The sequence below is a fragment of the Micromonospora ferruginea genome, assembly GCF_013694245.2.
GTDB lineage: Bacteria > Actinomycetota > Actinomycetes > Mycobacteriales > Micromonosporaceae > Micromonospora > Micromonospora robiginosa.
Genome location: NZ_CP059322.2, coordinates 4,666,550 through 4,680,097, shown reverse-complemented (window position 1 = coordinate 4,680,097; position 13,548 = coordinate 4,666,550). Strand labels below are relative to the sequence as shown.

The window sequence follows — 13,548 nt, the reverse complement described above, 5'->3', positions numbered from 1 at the left end:
GGGGGATATCGAGGGGGCTGGGACACAACCCCTCTATCTTGCTGGTTCCGACGCCCGATGCGAAACCCGACGCGGCGGGCGTTTACCTACTCGACGGTACGTGGGCGGCTACTCACCTCCGGTGTGTGCGGTATCCCTCACCCGTGCGGCGGCGGGCGCGTCCTACCATCCGGTAATGAGCGATGCGCGGTCAAGCGAGTCGGGTTTCCCGATCAAGGGCGTCTACACGGCGGCCGACCTTCCGGCGGACCTGGAGTCCCGGTCGGGCGAGCCGGGCGGCTACCCGTACACCCGCGGGGTCTACCCGACGATGTACACGTCCCGGCCGTGGACGATGCGGCAGTACGCCGGCTTCGGCACCGCGACCGAGAGCAACGCCCGCTACCACCAGTTGCTGCGCGCCGGCACGATGGGCCTCTCCGTCGCGTTCGACCTGCCCACCCAGATGGGGTACGACTCGGACGACCCGATCGCGCACGGCGAGGTCGGCAAGGTCGGGGTGGCGATCGACTCCATCGAGGACATGCGCACGCTCTTCGCCGACATCCCGCTGGACAAGGTCTCCACCTCGATGACCATCAACGCGCCGGGCTCGGTGCTGCTGCTGCTCTACCAACTGGTGGCTGAGGAGACCGGGGTGCCCGGGACGGCGCTCAACGGGACCATCCAGAACGACATCCTCAAGGAGTACATCGCCCGGGGGACGTACATCTTCCCGCCGAAGCCCTCGCTGCGCCTGGTCGCCGACACCTTCGCCTACTGCCGGGCCGAGGTGCCGAAGTGGAACACCATCTCGATCTCCGGCTACCACATGGCCGAGGCCGGCGCCTCGCCCGCGCAGGAGATCGCGTTCACGCTGGCCAACGGCGTGGAGTACGTCCGGGCGGCGCTCGCCGCCGGGCTCGCCGTGGACGACTTCGCGCCCCGCCTGTCGTTCTTCTTCGTGGCCCGCACCACGCTGCTGGAGGAGGTCGCCAAGTTCCGGGCGGCCCGCCGCATCTGGGCCCGGCTGATGCGCGACGAGTTCGGCGCGAAGAACCCGAAGTCGATGATGCTGCGGTTCCACACCCAGACCGCGGGGGTGCAGCTCACCGCGCAGCAGCCCGAGGTCAACCTGGTCCGGGTGGCGGTGCAGGGCCTGGGCGCGGTGCTCGGCGGCACCCAGTCGCTGCACACCAACAGCTTCGACGAGGCGATCGCGCTGCCCACCGAGAAGGCGGCCCGGCTGGCGCTGCGCACCCAGCAGGTGCTGGCGTACGAGACGGACCTCACCGCCACGGTCGACCCGTTCGCCGGGTCGTACGTGGTGGAGGCGATGACCGACGAGCTGGAGACCGCGATCACCGCGCTGATGGAGCGGGTCTTCGACCACGGCTCGGCGGTGGACGCGATCGAGGCCGGCTTCCAGAAGCGGGAGATCGAGCAGTCCGCCTACCGGATCGCCCAGGAGATCGACTCGGGCGAGCGGGTGGTGGTCGGGCTCAACCGGTTCCGGATCGACGAGGAGGAGCCGTACGAGCCGCTGCGGGTGGACCCGACGATCGAGTCGGCCCAGGGGGAGCGGCTGGCCAAGCTGCGCGCCGACCGGGACTCGGGCGCGGTCGAGCGGGCCCTGGCCGAGCTGCGGGCGGCGGCCGAGGGCGACGCGAACGTGCTCTTCCCGATGAAGGAGGCGCTGCGGGCGCGGGCCACGGTCGGCGAGGTGTGCGGGACGCTGCGGGCGGTCTGGGGGATCCACCGGCCGAGCGACCGGTTCTGACGCGTGCCGACGGCGGCCCGCGCCGGCGCACCCGAGGGGGTGCGTCGACGCGGGCCGCGTCGCGTCCGGGTGTGCGATTTCGGAATACGGGTAACCCGATCGGGTGAACGGGACGGACAGCCTGTGCGGGCGCGCACCGGGGCGTCATGTCACCGTCGGGAGTCGCCCGGCAGCCGAATGTTGTCGGGCAATTGTCGGAGTGGCAGTTAATTGCGGCGACTAATGCGACAATTCGGAACGACGACTCGCTATTTGGTAACCGATGAAACGGTTACGCGTTGTAGGAGGTGGGGGGCAGATGACGGCGTCCGACCACGATCTACCTGCTGTCCCGCAGATATTCGAGCACTCCCACCAGGGCATTCGTGACGCTGCGCGGTCCGACCGCTACGCGAAAGACGTTGCGCAGCGTCACCGTCGGGGGTCTAGGCTGTCTGCTGTTCTGCCCGATGATCCATCCCTCTCTAGTGATCGAGAATTCGACGTGACGAGTGCGTTGACGCTGCCTTCCGGCGGCCCGCTGGCGTCGTCCCGGCCCGAGTCGCCGACCGGTTCCCAGCCCCTGCCCTTCGAGCTCGACCATCTGCTCGCGCTGCGGGTGCCCGGCCTCATCGCGACCCGCCGTCACATCCATTCCCACCCGGAACTGTCGGGCGAGGAGTTCGAGACGGCGGCCCTGGTGCACCGCGAGCTGTCGCTCGCCGGGCTGAGGCCGCGCCTGCTGCCCAAGGGCAACGGCGTCATCTGCGACATCGACGGCCGCCCCGACGGGCCGGTGATCGCGTTGCGCGCCGACATCGACGCGCTGCCGCTGAGCGACCCGAAGGACGTCCCCTACCGCTCGACGGTGGATGGCGTCTGCCACGCCTGCGGCCACGACGTGCACACCTCGGTGATGCTCGGCGTCGGCATGCTGCTCGCCCAGCTCGCCGATCTCGGCGAGCTGGACGGCCGGGTGCGGCTGATCTTCCAGCCGGCCGAGGAGATCCTGCCCTGCGGCTCGCTCGAGGTGATCGAGGCCGGCGGCCTGGACGACGTGGTGCAGATCTTCGCGCTGCACTGCGACCCGAACCTGCCGGTGGGCAAGGTCGGCCTGCGGGTCGGCCCGATCACCGCCGCCGCGGACAACGTCACCGTCCGGCTCACCGGGCCGGGCGGGCACACCGCCCGCCCGCACCTGACCGTCGACCTGGTCGACGCGCTCGGCCGGCTGGTCACCGAGGTGCCGACGCTGATCAGTCGCCGGGTGCCGGCCAACAGCGGGCTGCTGCTGGTGTTCGGCCACGCCTCGGCCGGCACCCGCTACAACGTCATCCCCTCGGAGGCGTGCGCCGCCGGCACACTCCGGGTGATGGACCGGGACACCTGGGACCAGGCCCCCAAGATCGTGGCTCAGGTGGTGCGGGACGTGCTCGCCCCCACCGGCGCCACGGTCGACCTGGAATACCTGCGCGGTCGCCCGCCGGTGACCAACGACGCCGGGGCGATCGGGGTGTTCACCGCCGCCACCGCGTCGGCGCTCGGGCCGGAGGGCATCGCCGAGACGCCGCAGAGCATGGGCGGCGAGGACTTCTCCTGGTATCTGGAGCACGTGCCCGGCGCGCTCGCCCGCCTCGGCGTCGGCCGGAGCGGTCCCAACGTGGACCTGCACCGGGCCTCCTTCGACGTGGACGAGCGCGCCATCGAGGCGGGCGTACGCCTCATGGTCCAGACCGCGCTGCGGGCACTGACGGCGGCGCGCTGACCGGACCGCCGGCCGGCCCGACCGGCGGCGGTCCCGCCGGCATCGGACCGACGGGCATCGGGCCGACCGGCGGCGGCGTCCGCCGGGGCCGCCGGCGGCGCCACCGCAGCAGCAGCCACAGCGGTACGCCGATCACCACCGCGAACGGCAGCAGCGCGCCGAGCACGGTGAGCAGCACGCGCACCGAGGTGAGGAAGACCGCCCAGCCGCCGCCGAGCCCACTGAGGAAGCCGAGGTCGGCGCCCTCCTCGGCGGTGCTGGCGTCCCGGCCCAGGAACGTCACGGTGATGGTGGAGAGCGCGGTCAGGTCGGCCAACCGGCGCTTGCGTGCCTCCAGCGCGGCCAGGTCCGCCTGCCGGGTGCCCACCTCGTTCTCCAGCGTGACCAACTGGTCCACGGAGCTGGCCTGGGCGAGCAGCTTGCGCGCGCTCTCCACCCGGGCCCGCTGGGTGGCGATCCGGGCGTCCAGGTCGACCACCTGCTCGGTGACGTCCTCAGTGCGGATCTCCCGGCGCTCCTGCCGCCCGTAGCCGGCCAACTGGTCGAGCAGCCCGGCGAACCGGTCCGCCGGCACCCGCAGGGTCAGCACCGCGCGGGCGTCGGCGGACTGGCTCGACCGCCGGTCCCCGCCGACGAAGCCGCCGGCCGCGGTGACCGCCGTGGTCGCCTCCCGCGCCGCGGCGTCCACGTCGTCCACCCGGACCTGCATCGTGCCGGTGTAGATGATGGACCGCTGGTCCACCCGCAGGTCGGCGCCGCCGGTCCCGCCCGGCGCCGCCTGGTCCCGGTCCCGCGCGGCGCCGCCCTCCGCCGCCGGCGCCGCCGCGTCCCGGCCACCGCTGTCCCCGTTGCTGTCCCCACCCGCGCTGCAGGCCCCCACGGCCAGTGCCGCGGCGAGGCCCACCGCCGCCAGGGCCACGCCCCGCAGTCGTCGTCCGCCCATTCCCCGCTCCCGATCGTCGACGGCCCCGCGAGTCGGGGCCGATACCTCCGACGCGACGCGTCGCCGCTCCGGTTCCGGCAGACTGCGCTGAGGACGTCACGATTCGGTAATCGAGGAGTCACGATGCAGCTCACCAAGTACGCCCACTCCTGCCTCCGGCTGGAACACGACGGGGGAGTGCTGGTCGTCGACCCGGGTGTCTTCAGCGCCGCGTCCGAGGCACTGGACGGGGCGGACGCGGTGCTGGTCACCCACGAGCATCCGGACCATGTGGACGTTGCCGCGTTGACCGCCGCGCTGGAACGGCGGCCGGTGCCGGTGCACGGCCCGGCGTCGTTGGCGAACGTGCTCGGCGACGCCGCCGAGGCGCTCGTCGCGGTCACCCCCGGTGAGTCGTTCACCGCCGCCGGGGTGCCGGTGCGGGCGTACGGGGGGCAGCACGCCGTCATCCACCCCGACCTCGCGGTGATCCCGAACCTGGGATACCTCTTCGACGACGTGGTCTACCACCCGGGCGACGCGCTGTTCGTCCCCGACGACGTCCAGGTCGACACGCTGTTCGCCCCGATCCACGCGCCCTGGTCGAAGTTCTCCGAGGTGCTCGACTTCATCCGCGCGGTCGCCCCGCGCCGCGCGTACGCGCTGCACGACGGGCTGCTCAACGCGAACGGGTTCGGCGTGCTGGACCGGCAGTACACCGCCATGTCGAACACCGAGTACCGCCGTCTGGAGCCGGGCACCCGGATCGATGCCTGACGTTCCCACCGAGGTGGTCCGGCGGCTCTACGCCACGCCGCCGGAGAGGTTCGTCGCGGCCCGGGACGCCGCCGTCGCCCAGGCGCGCGAGGCCGGCGACCCGCGTACCGCCCGGGAGATCGGCCGGCTGCGGCGGCCCACGGTCGCGGCCTGGCTGGTCAACCTGCTCGCCATCCGCCGACCCGAGCTGGTCGCCGACCTGGCCCAGCTCGCCGAGTCGCTCCGCGCCGCGCAACGCGACCTGCGCGGCGGCACCCTCCGGGAACTCTCCGCCCAGCGCCGCGCCGTGGTGGGCGCGCTGGTGGCGGAGGTACGCCGGCTGGCCGCCGCCGAGCCCGCCGCGCCGCCGGCCGGGAAACTGCCGCTGGGCGAGGTGGAGGCGACGCTCAACGCCGCGCTCTCCGACACCGAGGTGGCCGAGCGGGTACGCGCCGGCCGGCTGCTGCGCGCCAGCCACTACGCCGGGTTCGGCGAGGTGCCCCGCCCCCAGCTACGGCTGGTCACCGGGGGCGAGGAGCAGCCCCGGGCGGGGCGGTCCGGCGTACCGGAGGCGGCGGACGGATCCGGCGTACCGGACCGGGCGGCCGAGCGGGCCGACGCGCGCCGGGCCCGCGAGGAGCGGGCGGCGCGGGCCGAACGGGCCAAGCGGCGGCGGACGGCCACCCGCGAGCTGGCGAAGGCGCGCACCGAGCTGGACCGGGCCCAGACGGAGCTGACCGGGGCCCAGCGGGCCGAGCGGGACGGCGCCGCCACGCTGGAGAGGATCGAGACCGAACTGGCCGAGCTGGAGCGCCGCCGGGCCGTGGCCGAGCAGGAGCTGAGCCGGGCCCGGCTGGCCCGCCGGGGCGCGGAACGGACGCTCACCGCCGCCCGCCGGCGGGCCGGCGAGGTGGAGGCCGTGTTGGAGGCGCTCGACGCCGAAGAGGGGGATGCCGAGTCCGGTGACGAACGGGCAGACTGAGCGCGATGAGCGGCCACGGTGGACGGACGGCGGTGGGTCGCCGATGACCCCGGAGCAGGTCGCCGCCGCCTGCAAACCGCTGGTGCTGGAGCTGGGCGAGGCGTTCTCCCGCTGCCCGTCGACGCTGCGCCGGGCCCGGCTGCTGGGCATCTCCGGCTGGGCCTTCTACATCACCGGTCGGGCCGGCGCGCTCGGTGATGTCCGCGCCGAGACGGTGGCGTCGGCGCTCGGCTTCATCGCCCCGGAGGCGGTCGCGGACGGCTGGGACGCCGCCGCCCGCGCGGTGCCGCCGCTGGAGGTGGCCACCGCCAACCTGGCCGAGTGCTGCCGGTGGGGCACCTCCCGGCTCGGCGACGCGCCCGGCGTGTCCCGGTTGGCCGGGCTCCTCGGCCGGGCCGTCGACGCGGCGGACGGCAGCGCCATGCCGCTCTTCGCCGCCTGGCGGGCCATGCCGATGTCCGACCCGTCCGCCGGCGCCCGTGCCGCCGTCGGCCTGCTGCTGCTGCGCGAGCACTTCGCCGGGGCCTACCTGCTCGCCGTACGGGCTTCCGGGCTGACGCCGCTGGAGGCGGTGCTGGCCGGCCCGGAGGGGGAGGCGGGTGCCGCCGCCTGCGGGTGGGCGCCGCCCTACCCGCCGGTCGGGCCGCTGGTGCGACGCCGGATCTGGGCCGAGGCGGTGACCGACCGGCTGGTGTCCCCGGCGTTCCACGCGCTCGGCGCGGCCGGCGGCGCGGATCTGGTCGACCTGCTGACCGCCGCGCGGCTGCACGCACGGCGCGGATAAATGGGAGGCGCCGCGGGCGGCCCGCTGCCAGGATCTGCCGCGTGACGCTCCCCGCCGGTTGGACGGCCCGCCGCCCCACCCTCGACGACGTCCCCGCGATCCTGGCGGTGGTGCACGCCGCCGACACGTTCGCGGTGGGCCACCCGGACTTCGACGCCGACGACGTGCGGGACGCGCTGACCGCGCCCTTCGTCGACCCGTCCCGGGACTCCTGGCTGGTCACCGACCCGGACGGGACGGCGGTCGCCTGGTCGATCCTGGGCAACCCGACCGGGGTGGGCCGGGAGTGGGTGGACGTGCTCGTCGACCCCGAGCGCGGCGTCGAGCTGCGCGCCCCGCTGCTGGCCCGGCTGCTCGACCGGGTCGCCGAACGCGCCGCCGAGCGGGGCGTGCCCGCGCTGACCGCCCGGACCGGCGTCTACGCGCCGGAGACCCGCTGGGCGGAGGAGCTGGTGGCGGCCGGGTTCACCCGGATCAAGCGCTACCTCCGGATGAGCCGGTCCCTGGCCGACCTGCCCGCCGAGCCGGCGCCGCCGGCCGGGGTCACGGTCCGGCCGCTGCGCGCCGACGACGAGGCCGACCTGCGGCTGTTCCACCGGATCCACGACACCGCGTTCCGGGACACCCCGGATCACGAGCCGCTCGACTTCGACCGCTGGCGGGAGCTGCTGCCGTCGTACGGCAAGGTCTGGGACGAGTGGTTCGTGGCCGAGGTCGACGGCGAGCCGGCCGGCGCCCTCCAGTCCTCCGACCAGGCGGTCGAGCACGACGCGGGCTGGGTCCGGACGCTGTCCGTGCTGCCCGCCCACCGCCGCCGGGGGGTGGGCGCGGCGCTGCTGCGCCGGGCCTTCGCGGTCTACGCGGCGAAGGGCCGCGCCCGCGCCGGGCTGGGCGTCGACCTGGCCAACCCGACCGCGCCGGTCACGCTCTACCGGTCGGTCGGGCTGGTGGAGGAGCGCTGGACCGACATGTACGAGCGCAGCGTGCCCGCCCCGCAGGTGTGACCCGGGACCCCCGCGTCGGGGTCGGCGAGCGCGCGGGCGCCCGCCCGGCGCACACTGTCGGGGTGGGAGACGCGCTACGCCGACGCGGTGCCGGTGGGGCGGGACCGCAGCTCGGTGACGTAGTCGTCCGGCGCGCCCGCCTTCTCCGCCGCGTTCGCGATCTCCGACAGATACCAGGACGTCGGCAGGCCGCCCTCATAGCCGTCGAAGACGTAGACCCATGCGGTCACGTCCCCGTCCAGCGTCGAGACGCGGACGGTCAACCGGCGGTACGTCCCGGCGGTCACCCCTTCGATCTCGTCGAGCTGGGCCGCGTCGTACGGGTGGATGTCGTAGAGCGCCACGAAGACCCGGTCGCCGGGGGCCTCGACCACGGTGCTGACCGAGCCCTCCCAGCCGATGACGTCCTCTCCGGCGAAGGTCAGCCGCCACCCCTCCAGCCAGCCGGTGCCCACCATCGGCGAATGCGGGCAGTAGGCGCGCATGCGGGCGGGGTCCAGGTTTGAGCCGTAAGCGGCGTAGAGACGCACGGCGACGACGATAGCCCGGTCGGCGGGTGGGGGAGAATACGACGGTGCGTGTCGGACGCGACGGGGAGAAGAAAGTCACTGTGCGGACAGACGAGGGGCGAAACCTGTGAGCCAGATCGTGATCATCGGCGGCGGGCCGGCCGGATACGAGGCTGCGCTGGTCGCCGCCCAGTTGGACGCCGATGTCACCGTGGTCGAGGCGGACGGCGCCGGCGGCGCGTGCGTGCTCTCCGACTGCGTGCCCTCCAAGACCTTCATCGCCAGCTCCGAGGTGGTCACCGGCTACCGGGACACCGAGGAGTTCGGGGTGCACTCCGACGGCCTGGAGGCGGTCACGGTCGACGCCCGGGCGGTGCACGAACGGGTGAAGCGGCTCGCGCTGGCCCAGTCCGCCGACATCCACACCAAGCTGGTCAAGGCCGGGGTGGAGTTCGTCGCCGGCACCGCGCGCCTCGGCGAGGACACGCTCGGTCACACCCACCAGGTGATCGTCACGCCGGCCGACGGCTCGCCCGCGTACCCGGTCGGGGCCTCCACCGTGCTGGTCGCGACCGGCGCGACCCCGCGCCAACTCCCCACCGCCGTGCCCGACGGCGAGCGCATCCTGACCTGGCGCCAGGTCTACGACCTGCCCGAGCTGCCCGAGCACCTGATCGTGGTCGGCTCCGGCGTCACCGGCGCCGAGTTCGCCAGCGCCTACCTGGCCATGGGCGTGCAGGTCACGCTGGTGTCCAGCCGCGACCGGGTGATGCCGCACGAGGACGCCGACGCCGCGATGGCGATCGAGCGGGTGTTCCGCAACCGGGGCATGAGCATCCTCAACAACTCCCGGGCCGAGGCGGTGCGCCGGGTCGGCGACGGCGTGGAGGTGGTGCTCTCCGACGGCCGCCAGGTCACCGGCTCGCACGCGCTGATCGCGGTCGGCTCGATCCCCAACACCGCCGACCTGGGCCTGGCGGAATACGGCGTCGAGCTGGCCCGGGGCGGCTACGTGACGGTCGACCGGGTGTCCCGGACCAACGTGCCGGGCGTCTACGCGGCCGGCGACTGCACCGGGGTGCTGCCGCTGGCCAGCGTCGCGGCCATGCAGGGCCGGATCGCGATGTGGCACGCGCTGGGCGAGGCGGTCCGGCCGCTGCGGCTGCGGACCGTCGCGGCGAACGTGTTCACCGACCCGGAGCTGGCCACCGTCGGCGTCTCCCAGGACGAGGTGGACGCCGGCAAGACCCCGGCCCGTCAGGTGATGCTGCCGCTGTCCGGCAACGCCCGGGCGAAGATGGACGACCTGGCCGACGGCTTCGTCAAGCTGTTCTGCCGGCCGGCCAGCGGCCAGGTGATCGGCGGCGTGGTGGTGGCGCCGAAGGCCAGCGAGCTGATCCTGCCGATCACCATGGCGGTGGAGAACAACCTCACCGTCAACGAGCTGGCCCAGACCATCACGATCTATCCGAGCCTGTCCGGCTCGATCACCGAGGCCGCCCGCCAGCTCATGCTGCACGAGCTGGAGTAGGACGGCCGACCTCAGAGGTGCAGCTCGCCGGTCGCCGCCAGGGCGCAGCGGCCGGTGAGCCGGGTCCCCGCGGGCGTGACGTCGATGGTCAGCACCGAGGGCCGGCCCATCGCGCTGCCCTGGAGGAACCGCACCCGGTCACCGGCGAGCCCGAGCCGGTGCAGGTGGGCGGCGAGCGGACCGGCTGCGGTGCCGGTGGCCGGGTCCTCGGCGATCCCCACCGTCGGGTTGAAGAACCGGCAGTACGCGTCGTGCCCGTCGCCGGCGCGGCTGTAGACGTAGCAGCCCTCGGCCCCGGCGGCGGCCAGGACCCGCGCCAGGGCCGGCCCGTAGGGGTCGGCGGCGTCCACGTCCTCGGGTGAGGCCACCGCGACGAGCAGATGGGTGCTGCCGACGGAGCCGGTGACCGGCGGGAGCGCCGGGTCCAGCCGCACCGGCTCGCCGCCGGTGAGCGCCTCGGCCACCTGCTGCCCCGTCACCGGGGACTCGGCCAGCTCGACCGGCCCCTGGTCGAGCCCGATGGTGACCACGTCGTCGGTGACGTCGACGTGCACCGGCAGCGTCTGCCCACCGAGTTCCTGGACGGCGCCCGGCGCGCCGGCGGCGCCGATGGTGACCAGCCACCACCAGGCGCCCAGGGCGTTGTGGCCGGCCCCGCCCACCTCGTCGCCGCCGGCGGTGAAGCAGCGCAGCGCGTGGTCGGCCCCCGGCCGGGTGGGCCGGGAGACGAACGTGGTCTCGGAGAGGTTGAACTCGACGGCCACGGCGGCCATCTGCTCGTCGGTGAGATCGTCGGCGTCGGTGACGACCGCGAGCGGGTTGCCGGTGAGCGGACGGTCGGCGAAGACGTCCACCACGGCGTAGCGATGCCGACCCGCCGAACTGCCGCCGCCCGACCGCACCGACTCCATCGCCTCGTACCTCCTGTGTCGACGCTCAGCACCGCTCGGCGGCTCCGACGTTACCCACGGCCCGCACCGTGATGTCAACCGTGTTCGCCGGCCGCGGCGCCCTGCTCAGGTGGAGGGCGACCGTGGCCAGGAGCGCGGTCTCGGTGAGGATGAGCAGGCGCTCGGTCAGGCCGATCATGACGCGCTCGCCCGGGTAGGCGGACCAGATCATCGCGGCGGCGAACAGCAGGCTGGTCAGGGTCAGGGCGCGCAGCCACCGGGCGGGCGGGCCGCCGGGGCGGCGGGCGAGCAGCCACCCGGCGAGCGGCAGGGCCAGGAACGACAGCACCGAGGCGTACCGGTGCACGTAGGCCGCGGTGTCCATGGGCAGGCCGGGGCTGTTCGTGGGCACCACCGCGGCCGCCAGCAGCCCGGCCGACCAGGCCGCCAGCAGCGCGACCGACGCCCGGTCCGCGCCGGCCCGGCGCAGCGCCGGCAGGAGTACGGCGGTGGCCGCCGCCAGGACCGCCATCGCGGCGTCGATGACGCCGCCCCGGTCGGAGACGGCGAAGTCGCTGACGGTCAGCGACAGGGGATTCAGGTCGTCGTTCACCTCGAGGTGACCGATCACGGCGAGCACCGCCGCCAGGGCGATCCCGCCGAGGGCCAGCAGGCCGCTGCTCCGGGTTCCAGGCATGGGCCCAGCCTGTCGCCGGAGCCGCCCCAGACGGATCCGGGACCACCACCCACTTCGATCCCCGGGTCGCCCCCTAGCGGGGCGTACGGGAACAGGTCAGGCTACGTCGAGCCGGATGTTTCCGATCCGGGCGACGACATCGAGGTGACCGCCCAGCCCGGTGACGTAGGCGCGCAGGATCTCCAGGTTGACGCTCTCCCCGTGTTCGATCTGGCTGATCCGGGCCTGAGACAGGCCCGCCGCTTCCGCCAGTTGAGCCTGCGTCATGCCCAAATGCTTACGGATCTCCGCCAACTGCGCGCCGCTGACCGAGGCCAGCATCTGTTCCCTGAGCCGGCCGCGCCCGGCCACCCGCTCGGCGTCGTCCCAGGAGGGGTCGATCTCCCGGGCCTTCGCCTTGACGTCGCGCCAGTTCGCCCAATCGGTCATGTCCGATCTTCCTTCGAGCTGATCAAGTGTTCCTGAAACCGCTCGTCCGCCAAGGGGATGGCGATCCGGTACCAACTCTGCCACTGCCCCGACTTGTCCCCGGCCACCAGGAACACGGCTTCGCGGAAGGGGTCGAACGCGAAAATCATGCGAACCTCCGACGTGCCACTCGATCCTGGTCGCAGCTCCTTCATGTGGTGATAGACGCTGCCCTTGAGTCGATCGACCAACGGCCGGCCGAGGGCCGGGCCGTGTTCTGCCAGTAGGTCGAGCGCCTCTTCGACGAGTTCGGCCGTGCGTGGATCACCTGAGCACAGGTCGAGGAACCAGGCCTCGACCTCGGGATGCAGCTTGATCTCCCACACCTGGCAAGCATAAGTAGAGCTTATGCGATCCAGGGTGCGGCACTCCGATGTTCTCGAAGGCGCATGACTAGTCGACCGGAGCCTCGGTCCGGGCCGGCGGGTCCGACTCCTCGCCGGCAACCCGCGCCCCGTCGACAGCGGCCAACATCTGTTTCCTGAGCTGTCGGCGTCGGGCCACCCGCTCGGGATCGTTCCAGGTGGGGTCCAGCCGCTGGGCCTGCACGTGGACGTCGCGCCAGTTCGTTCCGCCGTTCATGATCGGACCTCCTTCGATGTGACCATCTGCCTGTGGCGTCGCGGGGTGGCGGTTGCCGAGCCAGGTCATCGCCCAGCCGGCCGCCGCGAACCCGCCCGCGGCGACGCCGGCGATCAGCAGCAACCGCCACCCTGACCCGGTGAGCGCCGCGCCGCCCAGGTGACCGACGAGCGCGCCGTAGGCGGCCCAGCCGACCGCCGCCACCGCCTCGTAGCTCAGGAACAGGCGGTACGGGTAGCGGCTGCGGCCGGCCGAGAAGCACGCCGCCATCCGGCCGCCGGGCACGAACCGGCAGAGCAGGATCACCAGCGGTCCGGGTTCGCGCAGCCGACGGGTGGCCCGGGCGACCGCACGACGGGCTCGGCCGGGCGCTGCCTGCCGGGACGCCCGGCGGGCCGGCGCGCTGCGGCCGAGCAGATAGCAGGCCAGGTCGCCGACGAAGACGCCGGCCGCGCCGACCGCGATGGTGAGCGGGAGGCTGAGACCGCCGTAGACGGTCAGCGCGCCGCTGGTGATCATCACGACCTGGGTCGGCACGACCGGCACGAAGGCGTCCGCGACCAGCAGGATCAACAGCAGGGTGTACGCCCAGACCGGCGACGTGACGCCGGCGATGAGGTCAGCCACGACGGCCGCCTCGCCGGAGTTCGCCGGCCCCCGCGCCGGAGCGGGGCGGCGGATCCGAGCGCACCGGCGTACCGTTGACGGGACGTGGCAACGGTGCCGTCGGGTCCCCCGTTCCCGACGCCCGGGCCACGGCGGGTCGTCGGCAGGTCCCGTGCCGGCGACCCGCACCCACTCTCCGAAATTCACGTGCGTCCGTGGTGTCCGCGCGCCTACCGTGACCGCATGCGCAGCGCGGGAAAGACCACGACGCCGGGTGTTCCCGGCGCGCCGCACTGACGTTTCCGTCGACGAGG

The 13,548-nt window shown here is 73.7% G+C and carries 14 protein-coding genes; 7 read left to right on the top strand and 7 right to left on the bottom strand.

Annotation, left to right across the window (positions count from 1 at the left end; translation table 11 throughout):
* The first annotated feature begins 175 nt into the window (after window positions 1-175).
* The gene (locus H1D33_RS20340; protein WP_181571635.1) at window positions 176-1,759 is read left to right on the top strand and encodes an acyl-CoA mutase large subunit family protein; all 1,584 of its coding nucleotides are present in this window, start codon (window positions 176-178) and stop codon (window positions 1,757-1,759) included.
* 484 nt (window positions 1,760-2,243) lie between these two features.
* Window positions 2,244-3,503: an amidohydrolase gene (locus H1D33_RS20335; protein ID WP_181571636.1), complete on the top strand. Its 1,260-nt coding sequence runs from the start codon at window positions 2,244-2,246 to the stop codon at window positions 3,501-3,503.
* Here the strand turns inward: H1D33_RS20335 and H1D33_RS20330 are convergent.
* Window positions 3,460-4,446, bottom strand: a complete 987-nt coding sequence (locus H1D33_RS20330) for a DUF4349 domain-containing protein (RefSeq protein WP_181571637.1) — start codon at window positions 4,444-4,446, stop codon at window positions 3,460-3,462. The two genes, H1D33_RS20335 and H1D33_RS20330, sit on opposite strands and share 44 nt — an antisense overlap.
* A gap of 123 nt (window positions 4,447-4,569) precedes the next feature.
* Between H1D33_RS20330 and H1D33_RS20325 the strand changes: the two genes are divergently transcribed.
* Genes H1D33_RS20325 through H1D33_RS20310 form a run of 4 tightly spaced genes read left to right on the top strand, consistent with a single transcriptional unit; the run spans window position 4,570 to window position 7,951 of the window.
* On the top strand, window positions 4,570-5,202 hold the full coding sequence (locus tag H1D33_RS20325; RefSeq protein ID WP_181571638.1) for an MBL fold metallo-hydrolase: 633 nt from the start codon (window positions 4,570-4,572) through the stop codon (window positions 5,200-5,202).
* Complete coding sequence (locus H1D33_RS20320; protein ID WP_181571639.1) at window positions 5,195-6,163, top strand: hypothetical protein; 969 nt, start codon at window positions 5,195-5,197, stop codon at window positions 6,161-6,163. The genes H1D33_RS20325 and H1D33_RS20320 overlap by 8 nt, the downstream gene beginning before the upstream one ends.
* A 43-nt stretch (window positions 6,164-6,206) precedes the next feature.
* Window positions 6,207-6,947 carry an SCO6745 family protein gene (locus H1D33_RS20315; protein WP_181571640.1) on the top strand — a complete coding sequence of 247 codons (741 nt, stop codon included), beginning with the start codon at window positions 6,207-6,209 and terminating at the stop codon, window positions 6,945-6,947.
* A gap of 41 nt (window positions 6,948-6,988) precedes the next feature.
* Window positions 6,989-7,951 (top strand): GNAT family N-acetyltransferase, encoded by a 963-nt coding sequence (locus H1D33_RS20310; protein WP_181571641.1) that lies wholly within the window; start codon window positions 6,989-6,991, stop codon window positions 7,949-7,951.
* A 74-nt stretch (window positions 7,952-8,025) separates the two neighbouring features.
* Here the strand turns inward: H1D33_RS20310 and H1D33_RS20305 are convergent, their stop codons facing one another.
* Window positions 8,026-8,481 carry a gamma-glutamylcyclotransferase gene (locus tag H1D33_RS20305; RefSeq protein ID WP_181571642.1) on the bottom strand — a complete coding sequence of 152 codons (456 nt, stop codon included), beginning with the start codon at window positions 8,479-8,481 and terminating at the stop codon, window positions 8,026-8,028.
* A 106-nt stretch (window positions 8,482-8,587) separates the two neighbouring features.
* Between H1D33_RS20305 and H1D33_RS20300 the strand changes: the two genes are divergently transcribed.
* Window positions 8,588-9,991, top strand: a complete 1,404-nt coding sequence (locus H1D33_RS20300; RefSeq protein WP_181571643.1) for an NAD(P)H-quinone dehydrogenase — start codon at window positions 8,588-8,590, stop codon at window positions 9,989-9,991.
* 11 nt (window positions 9,992-10,002) lie between these two features.
* Here H1D33_RS20300 and H1D33_RS20295 read toward each other — a convergent pair whose 3' ends face one another.
* The 5 genes from H1D33_RS20295 to H1D33_RS20275 form a co-directional block, all read right to left on the bottom strand.
* Window positions 10,003-10,902, bottom strand: coding sequence for a PhzF family phenazine biosynthesis protein (locus H1D33_RS20295; protein ID WP_181571644.1), 900 nt, complete (start codon window positions 10,900-10,902; stop codon window positions 10,003-10,005).
* A 25-nt stretch (window positions 10,903-10,927) separates the two neighbouring features.
* Window positions 10,928-11,578 carry a DUF998 domain-containing protein gene (locus tag H1D33_RS20290; protein WP_181571645.1) on the bottom strand — a complete coding sequence of 217 codons (651 nt, stop codon included), beginning with the start codon at window positions 11,576-11,578 and terminating at the stop codon, window positions 10,928-10,930.
* Window positions 11,579-11,674: 96 nt separating this feature from the next.
* The gene (locus tag H1D33_RS20285; protein WP_181571646.1) at window positions 11,675-12,007 is read right to left on the bottom strand and encodes a helix-turn-helix domain-containing protein; all 333 of its coding nucleotides are present in this window, start codon (window positions 12,005-12,007) and stop codon (window positions 11,675-11,677) included.
* Window positions 12,004-12,372: a type II toxin-antitoxin system RelE/ParE family toxin gene (locus tag H1D33_RS20280; RefSeq protein ID WP_181571647.1), complete on the bottom strand. Its 369-nt coding sequence runs from the start codon at window positions 12,370-12,372 to the stop codon at window positions 12,004-12,006. The genes H1D33_RS20285 and H1D33_RS20280 overlap by 4 nt, the downstream gene beginning before the upstream one ends.
* Window positions 12,373-12,439: 67 nt before the next feature.
* Entirely contained in the window at window positions 12,440-13,255 is an 816-nt protein-coding gene (locus H1D33_RS20275) for a DedA family protein (protein ID WP_246411978.1), read from the bottom strand.
* Between the last annotated feature and the right edge of the window lie 293 nt (window positions 13,256-13,548).